Consider the following 20,915-nt stretch of genomic DNA (forward strand, 5'->3'; position numbering starts at 1 on the left):
ATCACAGACAAATCTGCCAAACGACTGTATGTGGTGAATTTAGATAACGGACTAACCGAAAAACAGTTCCAGTTCACCTTCATGCCTGAGCGTATGACGCTTTCTACTGATGGTAACCAGCTTTATGTTGCGTTATTAGTACAAGAGCACAGCTCATATACCTGGGAAGAAGAACAATCCGGTTATATAGCCACCTTTGATTTGACCCAGCAGACACAAACTAACCTGTTCAAAGTGCCTGCAGACCCGTACGATCTAGTCGTTAACCAGCACGGTAAACTCATCATTTCCTCCGGCTCTGGTCAATGGACAAATATTTATGCACTTGATGTCGAAGACGGCACGGTGTTAGGTACAGCAATGATACGTCAAGCATCAAGGCTTACCTTACATCCTTCCGGTGATTATGTGTTTGCAGCCGATACTGATTCATCTCCTTCAGATTTTGAAAAATTTGATATTAGTGGAACAGGCATTCTATCTCTCGGTGACAGTCCTTATCATGGCGACTATAGTATTAGCGGCAATGTCTGGGCGACACCTGACGGCCAATACATCATTTCTCGCGGCGGCAATATCTTTCTGGCCAGTGATATGACTTACGTAAACAAGCTAAATAATATCAGCGAACCTATTCAAGATATCGTGTTTGACGTAAACAACGGGCTAGCCTTTATCACGACAGATAACGGCTCGTTAGAATACTTCAACTTAGCATCATTGCAGCATATCGGACAATTATCTGCCGACGGTACTCAGCATATGTTATTAAGCGCTGATAAAATCGTTGTAATGACACAATCACAAGACTCAACGCTCAATTTAGACTCCCTAGCTCACCCATGTCTTGACTGTAATAGCAATGTCCCCCCTATCGCTGACTTTTCTTACACTTACGCAGCTGATGGTACGACTTTCGATACGTTTGAGTTTGACGCCTCAGCCAGTAGTGATGCAGAAGATAATACTTCATTACAGTATCGCTGGGACTTTAATAATGACAATGCCTGGGATACTGACTTTACCACTACCTCAGTTTATAAGCAGCAGTTCCTAATAGCAGGTACTAAACAAGTTACCTTGCAGGTTAAAGACGCCGCTGGACTGGTAAACAGTAAAACCCTGTCCATTGATATTGCACAAGGCATTGACTCCGGTAGTGAAGTTGATAACAGCAATGCTTATCAACTACAGTTCAGCGTCACAGATGTCATCACAGACACAACTCGTAACAAAGCCTACATCACAGACAAATCTGCCAAACGACTGTATGTGGTGAATTTAGATAACGGACTAACCGAAAAACAGTTCCAGTTCACCTTCATGCCTGAGCGTATGACGCTTTCTGCTGATGGTAACCAGCTTTATGTTGCGTTATTAGTACAGGAGCACAGCTCATATACCTGGGAAGAAGAACAATCCGGTTATATAGCCACCTTTGATTTGACCCAGCAGACACAAACTAACCTGTTCAAAGTGCCTGCCGACCCGTACGATTTAGTCGTTAACCAGCACGGTAAACTCATCGTTTCCTCCGGCTCTGGTCAATGGACAAATATTTATGCACTTGATGTCGAAGACGGCACGGTGTTAGGTACAGCAATGATACGTCAAGCATCAAGGCTTACCTTACATCCTTCCGGTGATTATGTGTTTGCAGCCGATACTGATTCATCTCCTTCAGATTTTGAAAAATTTGATATTAGTGGAACAGGCATTCTATCACTCGGTGACAGCCCTTATCATGGCGACTATAGTATTAGCGGCAATGTCTGGGCGACACCTGACGGCCAATACATCATTTCTCGCGGCGGCAATATCTTTCTGGCCAGTGATATGACTTACGTAAACAAGCTAAATAATATCAGCGAACCTATTCAAGATATCGTGTTTGACGAAAGTAATATGCAGTTTTATGTATTAGCAGAAGAAAATATAACTCTGTTTAAATCTGATACTTTTGAAGTTATAAATACAATATCATCACCTTCTTCAAGTAGACTTTTACTTACAGCCGAACAAGTATTTACTATAAATACCAGCAGCCCATCAATACAGCAGGTTACTTTATCCTTGTAAATTAAAAACCAGAGTAAGTGTATTACCCATAGAGAAGCAAGTCCTGTTGAGCTTGCTTCTCTTTCACAAACTGAATTCAGCGGTATTGAGGGGCACCTCTGTATTATGGAAAGCTTGATTAGTTTTGTTAATGAAAAGTATTTTTTCATAGAAGTTATGATATTAAAAAATAGGTTCTATACGATTATCAGATAGAACATAGGCGGCGTTAATACAGATTGAGAGGGAATTTTTTTAAAAGAAAAATAAGGATTGAAGCGACAGCAATACGGGATATAAACCCAGTATCAAGAACAGTAACTAATGTAAGCCTTTGATTTTATTCCCCACAAAATCAAAGGCTTAATTTACAAAAAGAAAAATACAAGACTTAACTATATGCCTGTATTAATAAAAATCAGTGTGAATGCTAGTTTGCTACGATGCAATTAGCTTTGGGGGCGGTGCTATGTTTCCCACAACAAAGTCTAATAACCCCTGCCTTGTGAGCTCATCTAACCCTAACGAAGCCAGTGTTCTGCCTTCTTTATAGAAATCTATTCCTAGAAGGCCGCCGCACATCTCAATCAAACGATTACACTCAGGCATGTTAATACCTAATTTTTCACCTAATGACGACAATAAAACCAGCCCCATAGGAACATCCTCTGTGATGTACCTATTATCGAAACTATAAGGCCCTGGTGGTGATGATAGTTTATAGCTTTCAAAAACGTCTCGAGGATCCTGGGTCATATCTTGTTCATTTCTGAATAAACACGCGTCCAGGTAAGGAATTGGTTTACAGCCTAGCGCACTTAATACCGCCATTTTTTCCGCGTCCAATTTTGCTATCATCAGCCATGCCATTTCAGTTGAAAGTGCATCTCTGTACATATACGGGACTTCCTCAGGATGATGTTTTGCACAATACTCAAGCATTGGATACATAACATACAGACCTATTGTGTGAACAATAATATTGGGATTATGCAGTGCCGATTCGAATATATTTTTGCGAACACTATTCATTTCAATGTTGTAGGCAGGAAACAAACGGGATGCAACGGCCATTCCTTCTTCCGTTCTTGCGGCAGGATTAAATGCCAGTGAATTCCTAACATTTTTAAATAATACTTTTACAGTGCCAGGCTCAACTATTCTTGCGTCATTTGGGGTAGATTCTCCCTCTGCAAAGATTGGATTATTATCGCAAAACCGGCTGTAGAATATACTGCCTGCATATCCTGGGATTAAGATAACCAGCTGCTCATCTTGAAAATATTTTGCGATTCTTTCAGCTAAGGCCCGATGGTATGTGGTTTGAATAAAAATCATCACCACATCCGCCCCCTCAATCGCTTTTTTAGGGTCCCTAGTAATCAATTCTAATGGTTCGAATGTTTTTCCGGCATCATCCGCGCTGTCTGTAAAATGCCCTTTTTTTGTGTTATCAATGCAGTATATTCCTTTATTGCTGACCATTGCTTCAAAATGTTCATCATGAGTTATCTGATTTGAAGTCTTCAATAGTCTAACTTTATGTCCTGCCTCAGCAGCCATAAACGCACAAGCCGAACCAGCATTGCCAGCTCCAACTATGGTGATTTTCATTTATTTTCCTTTTATAGTTTGATCTTATTTCAAAGGTTATAAAAATGAACTCCCTTGAAAGCGTAAAACAGTCGAGATATGGAAATGTGAAAATGTTGAGATATGGAAATGTCGAGATGTGGAAATGTCGAGATGTGGAAATGTCGAGATGTGGAAATGTCGAGATGTGGAAATGTCGAGATGTGGAAATATCGAGATATGGAGATGTAAAAGTGTTGCAATGTCGAGATGTAAAAATTTTAGAGATGCTGAAATGTAAAAGGGTACAGATGTCGATACGCGGAGACGGCTTTAAAGTGAATTTTCTAAAGCGCTAATTATGCAGAATATAATTCCAATCACCGAACAACAATTGCAAGCAGTAACGTTGTCAGTGTGAATTAAACGAGTCTATCATACCCTATACTTCTTTTTTATGTCGGGATATATTCAGATCAGCCCAAGCAAACACCGGACTTTATAAATTTTCAGAGTTAATCGGCGTAAATTTCGAGTGTTGTATGAAGTTATTCATTGCTCTAATATCCCATATTAATGAATAACTTAAGGGTATGTAAAATGCGGAAAATCTTAAAAGAAAAAATGCTTTGTGTCTGCGATAAAAAAATTGCACAAAAAGGAAACAATGTGGGTTTATCCTTTTATGCATTTTTTGCCAATAAAAACGATGATCCGCAGTTGTTAATGGAAGCAGCCCGCTGGTGGATTGAAACACACAAGCTTGATCACTTTGAGAAAGCGGTGAAAATCAAAAAAATGGTTGAAGCGATATAGTCGGCCGTTTTAGGGCGATGCTCCGAGACTGTAATAAAAACTGTTCCGTTACATTATTTTAAATTAACTTTATCGCTATTCTGATGAGCTTTCATATTAAAAATATAATCCCCCTGTGCATCAGCAGTTATTTTTTCAAAAGGTAACGCATCCCAATTTTTGGTTATTAAACAGCGATAAAACTCGGTATCTGGTTTAATAAGCTGAAACAGTGGATCGCGCACTAGCTTAGGTAAGTTTTTCCCTTTACTGTGTTGATTTGCCAGCACTAATGCCCATCCTGCAGCTGTAAAATGCCCACCACCTAATGTACTTACTTTGCCAGCCTTTTTTAACGCTAATACTTTAGCTGATGTATTAATTGTACTAATAAATACATCTTCACCAGCTTGTAAATCATGTGCGCCTAAGGCATCTAAACTGCCAAATGCCATAAGATCATTAGCTGTCCAAATATATTTAAGTTTAGGAACGCGACCCACTAGCGTCAGTGATTTCTTATAACTAACCTTTTGGCTCCAGTCTGCATAAACCACATGGTTAAGTTTTATATGCGGCTGCGAGTTAAAATAATCGATCGCACCGGCTTGGCGCTCTATGGATGCTGGAGTTGTTTTATCGCCCGATATCATAATGACATCCCCTGCTTGACCGTTGCCGGCGGCAATAAGTCCTTTTGCAGTCTGCAGCCCTATCCAGTAATTATCGGGAATGAGACTCGTTAGCAGGTATTTTTGCCAGTGCGGCTTTTCTAATAATTTACTGCGCTGCTGAGGGGGTAAACCATTTAAAATAACAAATACATAGACATCCTGACCTTCTAATAAGGTGAGTAATTTGGGTAATATTTTTTTCTCATTGACCAGCAGCAGGTAATCTGGAAGCTGTTTATTTTTAATTAACCTTTCAACTTCTTTAATAATTAAATAATTATTACGCTCTGCATGGAATATATTAAATTCAAGCTCAAGGCGGGCAGCCGCTGCATTGGCAAACAGATCAACGTCTTGCCAAAAACTTTCACTTCTTTTCCCAGGGTTAAGTAATAAAGCTGAAGGTTTAGCGAATCCTAGAGCAGGGAATAAAACGATAAGTAAAATGAGCTGTTTGAGTATTTTATGCATATTAACCCAGAGGTAATGACTACAGGCTGTGATAGCTAAATAATGTCTAAAGCATGCCTATTGTGAAGAATAATATTCTTAGCATAGTTTTATTTATGCATTATTGAGACATCATTATTCTCATAAATATCTAATGATTCATTACCGTAAGCGGTGATAATTGGTCTGTATTTAAAAACGTGACAGGTTTAAATCAGCCGCATAGTTAATGATAGCGCGCCTTAAATCACTAAATGTAATTTGAGACGCGAATTCAAAAAGCCGTTAGCTATTACGCTGCCGCTCTTTAACAGCTTTTTTCTTAATACGATTGTTCTCAAGCTGAGTTAATGCTGCTGAGCCGATGTGTGTTTCTCCACGCGCTTTGGCTAAACCTATTTGTTTTTCACGTTGTGCGAAGCGCTGTTTCTGCTCATCAGTGATCCTGTCAAAACACTGGTGGCAGCTGATGCCTTTCATGTATTCAGCTGATTTTTTATCATCTTCTGTAATCGGTAAACGACAGCCATGACATTGATCATACTGACCTTTTTCTAACTGATGGTTAACCGATACACGGTTATCAAAAACAAAACACTCACCTTTCCACATGGTTTCCTGTTCAGGCACTTCTTCAAGGTATTTAAGAACACCACCTTCTAAGTGATAAACCTCATCAAATCCCTGCTCTTTTAAATAAGCCGTTGATTTTTCACAGCGGATCCCACCCGTGCAGAACATCGCTACTTTTTTATGCTTTTCAGGATCTAAGTTATCTTTAACGTACTGCGGAAATTCTCGGAAATTAGTGGTATTAGGATCGACTGCATTTTCAAAAGTACCAATGCTGATCTCATAATCATTACGGGTATCCACCAGCAAGACTTCCGGATCGCTGATTAAGGCATTCCAGTCTTTTGGTTTAACGTAGGTACCTACGGTTTTCTTAGGGTCAATTCCTTCAATCCCCATGGTCACAATCTCTTTTTTAAGTTTTACCTTAGTACGGTAAAACGGATTTTCTAGATCATAAGACTCTTTAGTGGTTAACTTAACTAAACGAGGATCTGACTTTAACCAGTTGATTAAATTATCAATTCCCTCACGGCTCCCTGCAACGGTACCATTAATACCTTCGCTAGCTAATAGTAAAGTACCTTTAATATCATTGGCCTGCATTATTGCTAATAAAGGAGCTTGGATCTCTTGGTAATTTTCCAATGAGACAAATCGATATAATGCACAGACAACAGTGTTTGACATGTTTTCTTCCTCATAGCTAACTGAAACGTAAATTCAGCGCGGTGGTTAATTGAGCAGAGATTATACGAAGTTGATAACAGTCCTCAAATCAATTGTTTAACATCCCCGTTACATTAGTGCAAAGAAAAGCGACAGCATAGCGGCGGTGTTTAACTAACTATTTTATTTTAAAGTGAAAATTTATATGGAAGGAAAATCATTGCACATCCAAAATACTGTGTGATTTTTGATATGTTGGTGATTATATTTATTCAGATATAATAATCATGTCGACGTTATCGTTGTAAGCAATTCATTGGCTCATTTGAAAAGTAGATAAAACAGCGCACTTTTTGCAGCAGGTAACTGTGATGTGCTAAATCACAAACAGACCAAAACTTAAGGTTTTATGTTCAGGTAAGACTGCAGTCAGCAAACCTTGGTTAAGTGCAGCACGATCCTAAGACCTTATTTGGAGGTGCCGAAAAGGACTTACTGATTACCCGGAATATAGTGAGTAGGTTATAACCGTAAAACAGCGTCTGCAGGTAATATGAAGGGCTGTTTTATCACCATCAGCCTAAAATCATATACGGCAGCATTTGAAGACAGCCTTAAAAGCTAGGTTTAAAATTATCACTATTCCAGCGCATCTAATACTTCATCCAACAGTTTTTTCTGAGACTCAATACTCATCTCAATCACTTTGGCGTCACGGAAATCCTGCTCTGTTTTAATTAACAGCTCGGCATTGTAATGGTAGGTTTCACCACCTTCTATTTGAGAGGTTATTTTGTCGCCAGCCATAAACCCTTTTTTGAATTTTTCTTGTCCTTCAAGACTGCTTAGTTCTAAACTGCCCTCTTTCAAGAAATATAAACTGTTGCTGCTTTCACTCTCCCGCTCTGTCTCCTGGAACCGGTATTCACCCAAACCATGATATATTTTTTCACGCAGATACTCTTTGCTGTCACGATTTTGTTTCATCGCCTGCATTGAAAAATCTTGAATAACCGCGCTCACTTCATATTTTTCATTTAATCGATGATCTCGTTCACTAATACCGCCGCGCATCACGCCGTCAAATTGAACTGTGCGGGTTTGTTTTACGGCATCTTTAATCCCGTCGGGTGTTGTTTCAACAGCGACGCGAGTTCGCTGTTTTAAATCAATCTGGTAGCCGGTTTTAGGATCCTGAGCGCCCTGACTGATCATACCGCCTTCATTACTCATAAAATTCGCACTAAAATCAACCATACGGTTAAAGCCTTCTTTAAACCGGGCTTTATCTTCATCTTTCAAACCTAAACGGGTGCTCTGCTCATGATTCATTTTAGTAAACACTGTATCGGCTAACGTTCTCGCCTGATCAAACTTTTTATCCGCTTTATCAAGGCTTTTACCAAGATCTTCAGCTAAATTCATAAAATTGGTCAGCGTATTTTTAAACAGATCACTGCTTCTATCTTTTTCTTTTTCGTTTTCATTAAATTTATAACTTGCATCGGCGGCTTCTTCAATCAAATCTAAATACTGAGCCAGTTCATATTCATTGGTTGTACCACCAAGTTTTGAGTTTAAACTGAACTTAGCCATCACCTGATTATCCTGAGTCCAGCTCCCCTGCAGATTCTGATCACGGCCGTCTTGGTCATAATGATATTCAACGGTTTGACCACTGCCTTTAAGATTTAATGAAAAATCAGCTAACTGCCTGCCGTTAAATTCTTTAATCCCCATTATTTCATTTAAATCAGCGCCCGCTAATAAACTGTCCGACGCACTGCCGATAGCATTCATCAGATCGCTCAAAGCTTCGTGTTCACTGGCCGATAAGTAGCCTTCGACTTCATATTTCACACTAATTTCATCACCACGCGTTAAATCAAATACACCACGGCTTTGCCTGATTGAAATACTTATTTCATCACCTTCTCTGGTGGTTACCTGTAGAGAGAACTCTTTTTTATGATCCGTTGTTTTATCAAATTGTTCATCCACACCAATCTTCGAGCTTAATTCAGTTATACCTAAACGCGTATAACTCTGGCTTTCGCTGATATAACTTTCCGTGGCCGGATCGAGTTTACTTAACCCGGCTAATATATTACGTGTTTCACTGTAAGCCTCTTCCGCACCACGGCTGATTCGATCCATTAATGAATTAAGCTGCTCGGCACTTTCACCCTGCGCTTTACCGTAATTAACATGGCGAGTCACCTTATCAATAAATGCTTTGTGGGGCTCTAGTGCACCATCTTCATTTTTAGCATAAATTGTCACCCGGTTATCGACGGCAGATTCATAAACCTGGTTAAGTTTCTGTGGAGAGTATTCATGCAGTGCAGAACGCAGAATTTGTTTGGTTCTTTTTAACTCTTCCGCACTTTGCGGCGCTTCTACAACTACTTTTGGAGCAGCCGCTGCCGTGCTTACTTCTGCCTTGCCGACAATGAGATTGTGTTTCTGTAATGGTGCAGCGGCGGTTAACAAAGGGCTGGACAGATCAAAGCGAACATTCATTAAGTAGCTCCAAAGAACAAATATTGACTCTGTTATCGGCTTCAAAACAATAACCTTTAGCAGTTATTTACAGTTAAGTGATTATAATTTGACGCCACATTGGGGTCTGTTGATCTTTGCCGGCTGAATTTCGTTCTACAAAAAGCAGGACTTTATCTCATACATTGAGCAAGTTTTTTTATCTGTTCTTCTCGAAATTAAAAACTTAAATACCTGACCATGTCGATGCTATTTACTGACCCTCTTTACTGACTTTCCCCCGTCGAATTTTAGTACAAACTGACATTGCAGCAGTGACATTTACACAACTAAAACTTGACACGCAGTGCAGTTAAGCCCACTTTTAAGTGTAATAAGAAGTTTCTAAAAAACTCAATCAGTAGGAATCTTTGATGCGTAAAATCATTCCATCACTAAGTACTGCGCTAGTAAGACGCCTGATCATTTCCACTATTTTGTTCACATCATTACTATTAAATTCGATTTATTGTCTGGCTGCGGCTCCCAGTCAAAGTCCAGCAAAGATTACTTTTCTGACTTGGGGAGATTATATAAACCCCGAGCTAGTTACTCAATTTGAAGCCGAATATAATGCAAAAGTTAATTTTGTCTATTTTGAGTCAGACGACGATCGTGATGAACTATTAATCAACACGGATGCGCTGGGTTATGACATGTTGATGGTGGACTCCGTTAATCTATTATCCTACAAAAAACTGGGCTGGATCAGTGCGTTTAATACGCAGTCTGCCCCTAATATTAACTTTGCACAGTTACCTGAGTTATCCAGTTTAAATAAAAGAGATCAAATCTGTGCCCCTTATAGCTGGGGAACTACAGGTATTGCATATCGTAAGGATCTTGTCGCTGAGCCTATTACCAGCTGGAAACAGGTATTTACTCCCGCTCCTGAATTACAGGGGAAAATACTGATGTCGAATATGAGCAAAGAGGTAGTCGGCATGGCACTAAAATCTCTGGGTTACTCCATGACCAGCTCAGATTCTCAAGAGCTTGAACAAGCTCGCCAGCTGCTGCTCGCCCAAGCCCCCTCAGTGGCAGGCTACTCACCTGTTGCCAGCGATACTAAAAAAGCAAAACTGGTCACGGGTCAAGCCAGTGTTACGCTTACCTATAGTGGTGATGCACTGATGCTGCAGGCGCTAGAGCCACAAGTTGAATACGTTCTGCCTAAAGAAGGCGGCGGTGTCTGGGCTGATTTTATCTGCCTGTCAGCAAAAGCAAGCAGCGTTGAATTAGCACATCAGTTTATTAATTATATTAACAGACCTCAGCAAGCCGCAGATAATGCCCAATATATTTACTGTGCCACGCCCAATTCGGAAGCTGAAAAACTGCTGCCCAGTGAATTCTTAAACAACTCGATTATCTATCCAGATAAAGCGCTCGTCGCACAATCTGAAACATACACGCTGCTTTCTCCCCGCACTATTAAAAAGCACAATACGATTATGAGGGAACTGAGAAACGCAATTAAATAATTATCTTCTTCATGATTGAACTGGTAACTAAATATGCTCCTGAAACCCAAAATTGCATTGTCAATTTTACCCGTAATACTGCTGCAGATTATTGTATTAGTTATTCCTTCCTTCCTGCTTTATCAGGAGTATTTTGCTGAGCAGATTAAAGAACATATTAGTGATTCAATCTCGCAAGTAGAAAACCCCCTGCAGCTGCAGTTAAATGCAATGCAGGCTAACAGCTTACTTTTTTCGCAAAGTTCGATACTTAGTCGTTATCTTCGTACTGAAGATGAAAGCATACGTTTTAATTTAATGCATAAAGTGCTGGTAAATGAGTTCTCCTCTTTTATAGATGCCTATCCCGAATATCTTGAAATTAGCCTGTTGATGCTGGACGGTTATGAGGAAGTGAGTTTACTTAAGAATTCCGGCCGCAGCCTTAGTGATCAAGAGCAGAATAATTTATATTTCAAAAGCATTGCAAAATCACCACATAATTTCACCATCATTCCGCAGATCAACCCCGATACAAAACAGTGGGTGTTAGTGCTAGCTCGAAAAGTTTTTCAAAAAAACATTATTGAGCAGTCAACCACCACGAAAGAGGAACTCAAGGCTTATCTTATTATTAAAACCAACTTTGATTTTATTGATAGCATCATTACCAGCAATAGCTTGATAAAGCATGGCTTTATGGTGCTGCAGGACACTAAGGGCAGCCCTATTTTAGTTAATGGCGATAAAAAACTCACTGGCAGCTCCCTATCTGAAATATTTACAACCATGCCCCGTAACCATGAGCTGAAGCTTACCGATTGGCGGCTGCAGAAAAAAAACTATATTGTTGGGCAAAAGGAACTGTTCAACGGCTTGTTCTTCAGCATTGGCTGGTCTAAATCGGAATTAAATCACCTATTAAAAGAGATGGGCTATACCTCTTTAATCAGCTCTTTTTTGGTGATGCTGGTCAGTGCGGTAACGCTGTTTTGGCTGCTTAATAAACTCTTAATTCACCCTATTCTTAAGTTAAGTCTTTCTGCCCGAAAAATGGGAGTAAAAGGCGGGCGTTGGTCATTCTACTCAAAATCTAATGACGAACTAAGCGATCTGGCTAATACCGTCAAAGAGATGGGCGTAGGGCTGCTTAGGCAAAAACAAAAAGTACATGAAATAGCCTATATTGACAGCCTTACTAAATTACCTAACCGCCGCCAGTTTACAGATGAGCTAAATCACCACTATTGCAGAACGAATAATCAATTACCCGATATTGCTTTATTGTTTATTGATTTAGACGGATTTAAAGAGGTCAATGATAACTTTGGCCATGTGACTGGTGATCACCTGCTGATAGCCGTCGCTAAACGACTTAAAAATGTACTGCGAGCAGAGGATTATATTAAGCCTGGACAGCATAACATTGCCCGTTTAGGGGGGGATGAGTTCACCGTTTTATTAACAAGTACAAATGGCCGTCATGCTGCAGAACAGGTTGCTAAGCGGATACTTAAGGTATTCAGCCTCCCCTTTATGATAGCGGAGCGGGAGTTTTTAATGGGAGCAAGTATTGGCATTGCTATCGCGGCAGAGACAGGTGAAAGCGCTATTGATCTTCTTAAAAATGCTGATACTGCGATGTATGAAGCTAAAGTGATGGGCAAAAATACCTATCGCTTCTTCAGCAAAACAGCCGCATTAAAATCATTAAAAGCGATGGAGATAAAAGAAGATCTGCGCCGTGCCATCAATAATAACGAGCTCCAGTTGAACTATCAGCCGCAAATCTGCAGCAAAAGCGGAAAAATGGTTGGTTGCGAAGCACTAGTACGCTGGTACAAACCGGGTAAGGGCTGGATACCACCGGATGTATTTATCCCGATTGCTGAAGAGTCGGGGTTGATTATTTCGCTAGGACGATGGGTAATGCTGGAAGCATGTCACCAGGTTAAATTGTGGCAGGCAATGGGCTACCCCGTAGTACCGGTGTGGGTCAACGTATCCTGTGTGCAGTTAGAAAGAGAAGATATGCATAGCGTCATTATTGACTGTCTAATGGAAACCGGGCTGAGTGCTGAGTTATTAGCAATGGAAATCACTGAGACCAGTATTATGCAGGGTAAAGATTCAATTCTTCAACTGAAGAAAATTCAATCTTCCGGTATTCAAATAGCGCTGGATGATTTTGGTACCGGCTACTCTTCATTAAGCGCATTAAGAGGGTTACCCATTAATAAATTGAAAATAGATAAAAGTTTTATTACGGATCTAAATAGTGGTGATGACGGTAAAGCAATTGTTTCCGCTATTATTGCCATGGCACATCAACTGCATCTGCAGGTAGTCGCAGAAGGGGTAGAAACAGCCGAAGAATTAAATTTCCTGAAGCAGTGTAGTGCAGATATTATTCAGGGCTATTATTTCAGTAAACCACTACAGCCTAATGAACTCAGCGAAATATTCGCAAAGTCTGTAAATATTAAAGCAGTGAGCTAATACAGCGTTAAAGAATAAGGTGAAACAGACTGTATTTCCCAGTTTTATAAGCAGCACAACCCGCCCCTAAACAGATGTATTTCCTAACCGTTGAGTGGTGCTGGCTAGCCGCAAGCATTCAGCTATTTTAGTGAGTACTGCTTCATCGATCATTGGTGAATGAATCATATGCATATTGAGCAGTAAATTACTTTTTAAAATATTTGAAGGTACCTCTTGGGTTTTACACACATCAAATATCGATTCTGGCAACAGCGATATAGCGAAACCGGAATTAACGGCCGTGGCAACATTCTCAAGTATTGAACTACTGAACACCTGCCTATATGAGATATTGGATTTTTTCAATTCACTGATACACAAATCGCTAACGATGCAGTTATCATCATAAATGGCGACAGGTACTTCTTTCTGCTCTTTTAAATTGATGCGGGGAGAGACTGACCATATCAGTCGCTCACTCCAGAGTAAGAGCTCATCGGTGTAGTCTGCTTCCCCTGCAACAATCGCAATATCCAATTCGCCGGCCTGCAGCCTCTCTCGTAAGTTTCGGCTGCGATCACAGACTATTTTCGCTTCAAGGTTGGGGATCTCACGCGTCAATACCGGCATAAAGTAATTTATAAAATTCTGCGCATAATCCGTCGGAACGCCAAAATTGAACTGACCAGATAAGTCTCGCTCATTTAATGCCGAAAAAGCCGCATTATTGAGTTTCAGAAACTGTTCGCTGTAGCCGAGTAAGGTTTCTCCTGCATCGGTCAATTGTATCCCCCGGTTGCTGCGTTCCATCAGCGTACAGCCAACCAGTTCTTCTAGCCTCTTCATCTGCATACTTACAGCAGCCTGGGAACGAAAAATGGCCTCAGCTGCTTTCTTTAATTCTCCAGTCTTAACGACCATGACAAAAGTACGTAATAACTCAAGATCGAGCAATAGATCCATTTTCAACTTTTTATCCATCTCAGCCATCTCTTCTGCTTTATAAATTAGATACTTACCATTCAGTTCACAAATTCTGAATCGAAGGTTAACTATTATTCGTTTGATTGAAGTATACGTTTTTTCTATTGTGATAGGTAATTGAGCTGTTCCAGCTTTCAAACGCAGATACATGAATAAAGAATAGGAACAGCTATAAAGTGAACACGTTGTTGTCGTTCAATAAGATCAAGGAGAGTAATATCACAATGAACAAGCTACCTAAGAAAATGTCTGGCGTTCTACTGAATGGTCACGGAGGTTTAGAGAAACTGGAATATCGCACTGACTTGCCGCTGCCAATTCCCGAAAAAGGTGAGGTACTTATCAAGGTTGGCGCTAGTGCAGTGAACAATACCGATATTAATACCCGTATCGGCTGGTATTCAAAAGCCGTTATAGAACAAACTAATGCAGGCGCTTCCGACGGCTTTGAAACTATTAATGACAATGATGCCAGTTGGTCTGGTATTCCAATCAAGTTTCCCCTGATACAAGGTGCCGACTGCTGCGGTGAAATAGCAGCAGTCGGAGAACAAGTCAACTCTAAGCGAATTGGGGAACGGGTGCTGGTGCGATCTTTGCAGCAAACGGGAATGACAGAGGCTGATCACCGTTGTATTACTTATGGCTCTGAGTGTGACGGCGGCTTTGCCCAATATACCAAGGTACTGGCAACAGAAGCATTTCCGATTCGAAGTTCATTGAGTGATTCTGAATTAGCTTCGTTTCCATGCGCCTATTCAACGGCTGAAAATATGATCGAGCGGGCTAACGTTAAGCCTAATGACACCGTCATCATTACCGGTGCATCCGGTGGTGTTGGTTCAGCCGCAGTGCAGTTGGCCAAACGCCGTAATGCTAAGGTGATTGCTGTCTGCAGTGAAAATAAAATGGAACAACTTACTGCACTAGGGGCTGATAAAGTGATTTCACGAGGACAAAAACTGCTTGATTTTTTGGGGCAAAACTCAGTGGATGTTGTCATTGATCTTGTTGCTGGGAAGCAATGGCCGGAACTGCTCGATCTACTACGAAGAGGCGGCCGCTATGCTGTTGCAGGAGCAATTGCGGGGCCAATAGTGGAACTGGATGTTAGAACGTTATATTTAAAGGATTTGAGTTTTTTTGGCTGTACCTACCAGTCTAGAGAAGTATTCGAGAACCTGATCCGATATATTGAGCGTAGTGAACTTCAGCCCTTAGTTGCAAAACAATATCCATTGAAAGAAATTAAAAACGCACAACAAGATTTTATGGCTAAAAAATTTGTGGGGAAACTGGTATTACTGCCGTCTCAGTTGTAATAAACCCTCATACAATGCGGCTAGCATCTTAGCTTAGCCTTTGTTGTTTGATTTCTAACTTTAACATAAAACAAAAATGGGGCATCCAATGGTTATAAACCATAACGTAATGATTTTAAATAACTCAACGTATGTCCTATCTTTTTTCAACTTGAAGCAATGAAATTACCCATCTTTGCAGTGCATCTTCATTGTAGCGAGGATGCCAGGCGGCGATAACATCAAACTTATCAGGTGATTGTTCAAGCGTGATTTCTACCAGATCTAACTCTTTAACCGCTCTAGAAGGTAAAAATGCAATTGAATCCGTTGTTTCAAGATACATAGGAACAATAGAAAAACATGGTGCTGATACAACAACATTACGTTTTAAGCCGAATTGCTTAAACCAGTCATCGATAGAGCCTTTAAAATTTGGCCGTGAAGGTGAAGCTATAATGTTTGGATAACCAGCTACATCCTCTAAAGAAGGCTTTGTTTGCGAAATAGATGAATTGGGCGATGCGACGCAAACATGATGCTCTTCAAACAATTTAACTAACGGGTAACTGTCAGGGATGTAATCAGGAAAGGCTATTGCTAAGTTAACTTTACCGCTTTCCATTAATTCATGCAGCTTATCAATTTCAAAGTCTCTGACTATAAGCTTTAAATTAGGCGACTGCTGCCTTAACTTTGAAATCAAAGAGGGTAAAACAACTTGTTGAGCATAATCGGTTGCTGCGATAACGAACGTACCACTAACAGTTTCAGGGTCAAAGGCTGCAGGTGATAACAGTGCCTTAAAATCATTTAACAGCTTGTCGACACCAATAGATAACTCTTCAGCGAACGGGGTTGCTACAAAACCATTGGTTTTTCTTAAAAACAGCCTGTCATCAAACACATCACGTAATTTTTTTAAGTGTTCACTTACGGCTTGCTGGGTCAGCCCTAACTGACCAGCTGCTTTCGAGGCATTTTTTTCTCGAATAAGCGCCTGAAATACCCTTAGCTGCTTAATGTCTAACCTGTCTAATTTACTCAAAACTTACCGCCGTTATTATCTATTCACCCTACAACAACTTAGCACATAACAATAAAACCTTGTATCACTAACAATAAATGATTGTTTCTAATTGTTTTACTGGTTATTTATGATTTCTCCATCAAATCAAGTTCAATAAATGGAGAAGAAAATGAAAACAGTTATTTTAATCGGTGCATTAGGCAAAATGGGTCAAGCAGCATTAACAGGTTTGGGTAATCACAAGGTTATTACAGCAGGCCGCAGTGGTGATGTTGACCATATTGTTGATATTACCAGTGAGCAATCCATACGAGACTTATATAAAAAAGTAGGCCATTTTGATGCAGTAGTTAATACGGTGGGGTTTTGTGAGTATACCAGTTTTGCAGAAATGACTGAAACGCAGTGGATGACAACAGTCATGAGTAAAATGATGGGCCAGATTAATCTGGTGCGTATTGGTCAAGAATATATTGCAGACAGCGGCTCATTTACTTTAATAAGCGGTATTTTGAATACTAAACCTATTCCGTATGCGATTGCTGATGCAACCACAAGCGGAGCAATTGATACCTTTGTAAAATGCGTAGCCTTTGAAATGCCTAGAAACACTCGTATCAATGTAATTAACCCTACTGTGCTGGCGGAAGCCTGGCATGTATATGGTGAAATGATGCCGGGATTCGAACCTGTACCAGGAAAGCTTGTAGGTAAAGCGTTTGAGCGTTCCGTAGATGGATTCATTACAGGTGAAATTATTTTTGTTGATGCTTAGTATTTAAAATGCGTTAACCATCAGGGACAGATTTTTAATCTTGCTCCTGTATTTTTTATCTGTCTTCTTGAAATTCAAAACTAAAAAGCAGAGCTAGTCGCTCGCTGACTTCATTGTTTTCAAAATCAATCTGGGAAGTTTACTTATTATAGTTGTGAATTCACTATTAAAAGCTCTCTAATCAATACTTCAGGCATACATATGTTTAGATTAGTTAAAAACATCCTTAAATAATGACAGCACTTGTTCAGCCTCTACAACGACCTCTTCCTGTGTCGGCACGACAGCCTGCCAGCTTCCACTATTCTCTGCAATAACAAATGAGAAGGGGTAGAGTTCTTCGGTTCCCATACGAATGTCGGTGACAATCAGTTTATTATCTTTGCTGTCAAAACGTAGATAACCACGGCTCATCCATTCGAGCTGTTTCAGATGAGTGGTTTGTAATCCTTTGATTAACTCCCGATTATGTTTATAGGCATGCCATTGCAGCGGTTGATTTCTGCCTAATAGTGCCAACGCTTCATAATATTTGTCATCATGGTAACTCACCACTCGCCAAAGCAGAGTATTAAATGGTGTCGGCACAATTAATACCTGACCATTTTCAACAATTTTATCATTTTCAATCTGTCTGCTGATAGACCATTGCGCATATTGCCCAAAACCTAAATATAAGCAGCTTAAAAACAGTGCAGCTGAATTGATACGCTGCCATTTTTGTGTGTTACGGCTAAACCATAAACCTAATATCGCAATCAGCAGCGGTAAGGTATACAGCGGGTCGATAATAAAGATACTGTTCCACGCGACGGGGGTAGTTGATAGCGGCCAAAACAGTTGAGTGCCGTAAGAAGTAAAAGCATCAAGCAACGGATGGGTAATTAAGGGTAGGAAAATTACCGTAAATAGTATGCCTTTATGAGCCGCATAGTGAGGTTTAAACTTAATAGTAAGCAGATAAAGAATAATAGAGAATGCAGCTAAGACAAACAGTGAGTGGCTGAAGGAGCGATGAAAAACATAGTTTTCCACAACACCGCCATAATCGACAAACACATCTAAATCCGGAACGGTACCTAATACTGCACCGGCAATCAGCACCTTGCGCCCGAAAACTTTACTTCCAACCGCCCCCGCAATACTGGCGCCTAATGCAATCTGTGTTAATGAATCCATGGTCTGATTACCCCTGATAAGCTTCAATGTACGTTATAGCAGATTATTGTGGCAATTTGTTATAACGTCCCCTTAAAATAGACTAAAGCTTGTTGATAACGGGCTGCATAATGGCGCGGGTGAGATGCCGCTGCTCGGCATTCCTATCACCCGCTAACAAGGACAAAGTTCAGGACACCCAAACCTTTTGACTGATTTGTAATTTATACCTATAAAAGATTTGACTGTCCCGCCTTTTTTACGCCTTTTTGCCTTGCGAATAATTCCCAGGAGTGCTGATACAACCTTGAAGAACCCAATCCTGAATAATTAATCTTGATCTAGTCTGGCGGCTATACATTACTCAGCAAGAAACACACCTTTAATACTTAGAGTGCAACTCATTATATTATCATTTCCTCTGACTTATAAACCATTAAATAATTAGGCAACTAACCTTTACCTTCCTTGCACCACCCATTTTTATGCATAAATATGCGGTTTAATGAGTACAAGTCAGACTTATTTGGCTTTTTTCATCACTTTTGATACTATCCTGCAAAATTTTTATTAAGTGCACTAAGTAATTTGTTTTTTAAACATTACAAAAAACCGCTTCAATGCCACTCAAAATGATTAGTGCACGAATCGATTAAGGAAAAAAATGTCGCAAGTTACAGATAAGTACAGTATCGACAATACTGACTACAGTGTCGGTCAGGATAACGTCCAGAAATGGGGATTTGACGTTCATAATCCAGTGTTTGGCATAAGTGCAGGACTGATTATATTCTTCATCGTTGCGCTGCTTGCAACGGATGCCTCAACAGCAAAAGCAGCACTAGACGATATCAAGTGGCAGATCATCAATAACTTTGATGGTTTGATCATGTGGTCAGGTAATATATTTGTTATTTTCAGTTTGGCTTTGGTTGTCTCACCTTTTGGTAAAATCCGTATCGGCGGAATAAATGCCAAACCGGAACACTCCAATATCTCCTGGTTTGCGATGTTATTTGCAGCAGGTATGGGTATTGGCCTTATGTTCTGGGGGGTCGCAGAGCCTGTTGCTTACTATACAGGCTGGTATGAAACGCCGCTTGGTGTAGATGCATATACAGCTGAAGCTGCTAAAGTCGCCCTAGGTGCAACGATGTTTCACTGGGGCTTCCACCCGTGGGCAATCTATGCCGTAGTTGCACTTTCTCTCGCTTTTTTCGCCTACAACAAAGGCCTGCCGCTTTCAATGCGTTCCATTTTTTACCCTATCCTCGGTGATCGCACCTGGGGCTGGTTTGGCCACATCATTGATATATTATCGGTTATTGCAACGTTGTTTGGCCTTGCGACCTCACTTGGCTTAGGTGCACAGCAGGCTGCAAGCGGTATTAGTCACGTATTTGGTATCGATAGCGGCATTGGTCTGCAGATTGGTGTCATTATTTTTGTCACCTGCCTGGCTGTGGTGTCGGTAATTCGCGGTATCAATGGCGGTGTTAAAGTTCTCAGTAATGCAAACTTACTCATTGCATTTGCCTTGTTATTGTTTGTGACCCTTGCTGGTTTTGCAATTGCACTTAATACGCTTCCGACAACCCTGATGGGCTATATTGAAAACATTTTACCGCTCAGTAATCCTCATGGTCGCGAAGACGAAGCCTGGATGCATGGCTGGACAGTATTCTACTGGGCCTGGTGGATTTCCTGGTCTCCATGTGTAGGTATGTTTATTGCACGTGTATCAAAAGGCCGTACCGTACGTGAGTTTATCATTGCAGTGATCTTCATCCCTACTCTGATTACGCTGCTTTGGATGTCTGTCTTTGGTGGTATTGCCATTGACCAGGTAGCCAATAAAGTAGGAGAACTCGGTACAAACGGTTTGACAGACATTACTCTATCACTATTCAATGTCTACGAGGCGCTGCCGTTAAGCACGATGCTTTCAGTAGTCTCGATTATCCTTATTATGGTATTTTTTATTACCTCTTCGGACTCCGCTTCTCTGGTTATCGACAGTATTACAGCGGGCGGTAAAATAGATGCGCCAGTTCCTCAGCGTATTTTCTGGGCAACAACTGAAGGGACAATTGCAGCCGTTCTACTTTGGGTTGGCGGGACAGAGGCAATACAGGCGCTGCAGGCAGGGGCAATTTCCACAGCCTTGCCATTCACTATTATTTTATTAATAATGTGCGTGAGCCTGCTGATGGGGATGCGAACCGAAATGGTTCACTACAAGCCAGCCGATAACTAGCAGGAAATTCCTATAACACTACAAAACTCCACCAGCGCGGTGGAGTTTTGTATTCATCCAATATGTTGTGGCCGAGTGCTATTCGTCATAAATTTATCGCTTTCTGAGGTGGAACGGGACATAGCGTCTTAGCT

15 protein-coding genes are annotated in these 20,915 nt (G+C 40.6%); 8 read left to right on the forward strand and 7 right to left on the reverse strand.

What is annotated here, in order from left to right; all coding sequences use genetic code 11:
* On the forward strand, positions 1 to 2,079 hold a 2,079-nt coding region (locus G327_RS23720; protein ID WP_033297642.1), incomplete at its 5' end, for a PKD domain-containing protein.
* Between the two features lie 417 nt (positions 2,080 to 2,496).
* Here the strand turns inward: G327_RS23720 and G327_RS0100485 are convergent.
* A complete protein-coding gene (locus G327_RS0100485) occupies positions 2,497 to 3,672 on the reverse strand; it encodes an NAD/NADP-dependent octopine/nopaline dehydrogenase family protein (protein WP_019612796.1) in 1,176 nt (391 codons plus the stop codon).
* Positions 3,673 to 3,764: 92 nt separating this feature from the next.
* Between G327_RS0100485 and G327_RS0100490 the strand changes: the two genes are divergently transcribed.
* Both G327_RS0100490 and G327_RS0100495 read left to right on the forward strand, forming a co-directional pair.
* On the forward strand, positions 3,765 to 3,989 hold the full coding sequence (locus G327_RS0100490) for a hypothetical protein (protein WP_157600943.1): 225 nt from the start codon (positions 3,765 to 3,767) through the stop codon (positions 3,987 to 3,989).
* Positions 3,990 to 4,230: 241 nt separating this feature from the next.
* Complete coding sequence (locus G327_RS0100495) at positions 4,231 to 4,446, forward strand: DUF6500 family protein (protein ID WP_019612798.1); 216 nt, start codon at positions 4,231 to 4,233, stop codon at positions 4,444 to 4,446.
* A 53-nt stretch (positions 4,447 to 4,499) separates the two neighbouring features.
* On the opposite strand, the gene G327_RS0100500 is transcribed toward G327_RS0100495, so the two are convergent.
* The 3 genes from G327_RS0100500 to G327_RS0100510 all read right to left on the reverse strand — a co-directional run bounded on the left by G327_RS0100500 (position 4,500) and on the right by G327_RS0100510 (position 9,314).
* The gene (locus tag G327_RS0100500) at positions 4,500 to 5,570 is read right to left on the reverse strand and encodes an ABC transporter substrate-binding protein (RefSeq protein ID WP_019612799.1); all 1,071 of its coding nucleotides are present in this window, start codon (positions 5,568 to 5,570) and stop codon (positions 4,500 to 4,502) included.
* A gap of 264 nt (positions 5,571 to 5,834) precedes the next feature.
* On the reverse strand, positions 5,835 to 6,812 hold the full coding sequence (trhO, locus tag G327_RS0100505) for an oxygen-dependent tRNA uridine(34) hydroxylase TrhO (protein ID WP_019612800.1): 978 nt from the start codon (positions 6,810 to 6,812) through the stop codon (positions 5,835 to 5,837).
* 618 nt (positions 6,813 to 7,430) lie between these two features.
* Positions 7,431 to 9,314 (reverse strand): DUF5610 domain-containing protein, encoded by a 1,884-nt coding sequence (locus tag G327_RS0100510; protein ID WP_019612801.1) that lies wholly within the window; start codon positions 9,312 to 9,314, stop codon positions 7,431 to 7,433.
* A gap of 392 nt (positions 9,315 to 9,706) precedes the next feature.
* On the opposite strand from G327_RS0100510, the gene G327_RS23725 reads away from it, so the two are divergent.
* Complete coding sequence (locus G327_RS23725; RefSeq protein WP_019612802.1) at positions 9,707 to 10,816, forward strand: polyamine ABC transporter substrate-binding protein; 1,110 nt, start codon at positions 9,707 to 9,709, stop codon at positions 10,814 to 10,816.
* 33 nt (positions 10,817 to 10,849) lie between these two features.
* Positions 10,850 to 13,294 (forward strand): bifunctional diguanylate cyclase/phosphodiesterase, encoded by a 2,445-nt coding sequence (locus tag G327_RS25825; RefSeq protein ID WP_019612803.1) that lies wholly within the window; start codon positions 10,850 to 10,852, stop codon positions 13,292 to 13,294.
* Between the two features lie 66 nt (positions 13,295 to 13,360).
* Here the strand turns inward: G327_RS25825 and G327_RS0100525 are convergent, their stop codons facing one another.
* Positions 13,361 to 14,266 (reverse strand): LysR family transcriptional regulator, encoded by a 906-nt coding sequence (locus G327_RS0100525; RefSeq protein ID WP_019612804.1) that lies wholly within the window; start codon positions 14,264 to 14,266, stop codon positions 13,361 to 13,363.
* 218 nt (positions 14,267 to 14,484) lie between these two features.
* On the opposite strand from G327_RS0100525, the gene G327_RS0100530 reads away from it, so the two are divergent.
* The gene (locus G327_RS0100530; protein WP_026339112.1) at positions 14,485 to 15,582 is read left to right on the forward strand and encodes an alcohol dehydrogenase family protein; all 1,098 of its coding nucleotides are present in this window, start codon (positions 14,485 to 14,487) and stop codon (positions 15,580 to 15,582) included.
* 136 nt (positions 15,583 to 15,718) lie between these two features.
* Here the strand turns inward: G327_RS0100530 and G327_RS0100535 are convergent, their stop codons facing one another.
* Positions 15,719 to 16,609, reverse strand: coding sequence for a LysR family transcriptional regulator (locus G327_RS0100535; RefSeq protein WP_019612806.1), 891 nt, complete (start codon positions 16,607 to 16,609; stop codon positions 15,719 to 15,721).
* Between the two features lie 151 nt (positions 16,610 to 16,760).
* Here G327_RS0100535 and G327_RS0100540 point away from each other — a divergent pair, with 151 nt between their 5' ends.
* A complete protein-coding gene (locus G327_RS0100540; RefSeq protein ID WP_019612807.1) occupies positions 16,761 to 17,366 on the forward strand; it encodes a short chain dehydrogenase in 606 nt (201 codons plus the stop codon).
* Between the two features lie 210 nt (positions 17,367 to 17,576).
* On the opposite strand, the gene G327_RS23735 is transcribed toward G327_RS0100540, so the two are convergent.
* On the reverse strand, positions 17,577 to 18,545 hold the full coding sequence (locus G327_RS23735; RefSeq protein WP_019612808.1) for a metal-dependent hydrolase: 969 nt from the start codon (positions 18,543 to 18,545) through the stop codon (positions 17,577 to 17,579).
* Between the two features lie 643 nt (positions 18,546 to 19,188).
* Between G327_RS23735 and G327_RS0100550 the strand changes: the two genes are divergently transcribed.
* The gene (locus G327_RS0100550; RefSeq protein ID WP_019612809.1) at positions 19,189 to 20,781 is read left to right on the forward strand and encodes a BCCT family transporter; all 1,593 of its coding nucleotides are present in this window, start codon (positions 19,189 to 19,191) and stop codon (positions 20,779 to 20,781) included.
* The last annotated feature ends 134 nt before the right edge of the window (positions 20,782 to 20,915 follow it).

Source organism: Psychromonas ossibalaenae ATCC BAA-1528, assembly GCF_000381745.1.
Lineage (GTDB): Bacteria > Pseudomonadota > Gammaproteobacteria > Enterobacterales > Psychromonadaceae > Psychromonas > Psychromonas ossibalaenae.

Coding starts and splice junctions, on each gene's coding strand:
- G327_RS0100485 (WP_019612796.1), bottom strand. CDS start 3,672: ATGAAAATCACCATAGTTGGAGCTGGCAATGCTGGTTCGGCTTGTGCG.
- G327_RS0100490 (WP_157600943.1), top strand. CDS start 3,765: ATGTTGAGATATGGAAATGTCGAGATGTGGAAATGTCGAGATGTGGAA.
- G327_RS0100495 (WP_019612798.1), top strand. CDS start 4,231: ATGCGGAAAATCTTAAAAGAAAAAATGCTTTGTGTCTGCGATAAAAAA.
- G327_RS0100500 (WP_019612799.1), bottom strand. CDS start 5,570: ATGCATAAAATACTCAAACAGCTCATTTTACTTATCGTTTTATTCCCT.
- trhO (WP_019612800.1), bottom strand. CDS start 6,812: ATGTCAAACACTGTTGTCTGTGCATTATATCGATTTGTCTCATTGGAA.
- G327_RS0100510 (WP_019612801.1), bottom strand. CDS start 9,314: ATGAATGTTCGCTTTGATCTGTCCAGCCCTTTGTTAACCGCCGCTGCA.
- G327_RS23725 (WP_019612802.1), top strand. CDS start 9,707: ATGCGTAAAATCATTCCATCACTAAGTACTGCGCTAGTAAGACGCCTG.
- G327_RS25825 (WP_019612803.1), top strand. CDS start 10,850: ATGCTCCTGAAACCCAAAATTGCATTGTCAATTTTACCCGTAATACTG.
- G327_RS0100525 (WP_019612804.1), bottom strand. CDS start 14,266: ATGGCTGAGATGGATAAAAAGTTGAAAATGGATCTATTGCTCGATCTT.
- G327_RS0100530 (WP_026339112.1), top strand. CDS start 14,485: ATGAACAAGCTACCTAAGAAAATGTCTGGCGTTCTACTGAATGGTCAC.
- G327_RS0100540 (WP_019612807.1), top strand. CDS start 16,761: ATGAAAACAGTTATTTTAATCGGTGCATTAGGCAAAATGGGTCAAGCA.
- G327_RS23735 (WP_019612808.1), bottom strand. CDS start 18,545: ATGGATTCATTAACACAGATTGCATTAGGCGCCAGTATTGCGGGGGCG.
- G327_RS0100550 (WP_019612809.1), top strand. CDS start 19,189: ATGTCGCAAGTTACAGATAAGTACAGTATCGACAATACTGACTACAGT.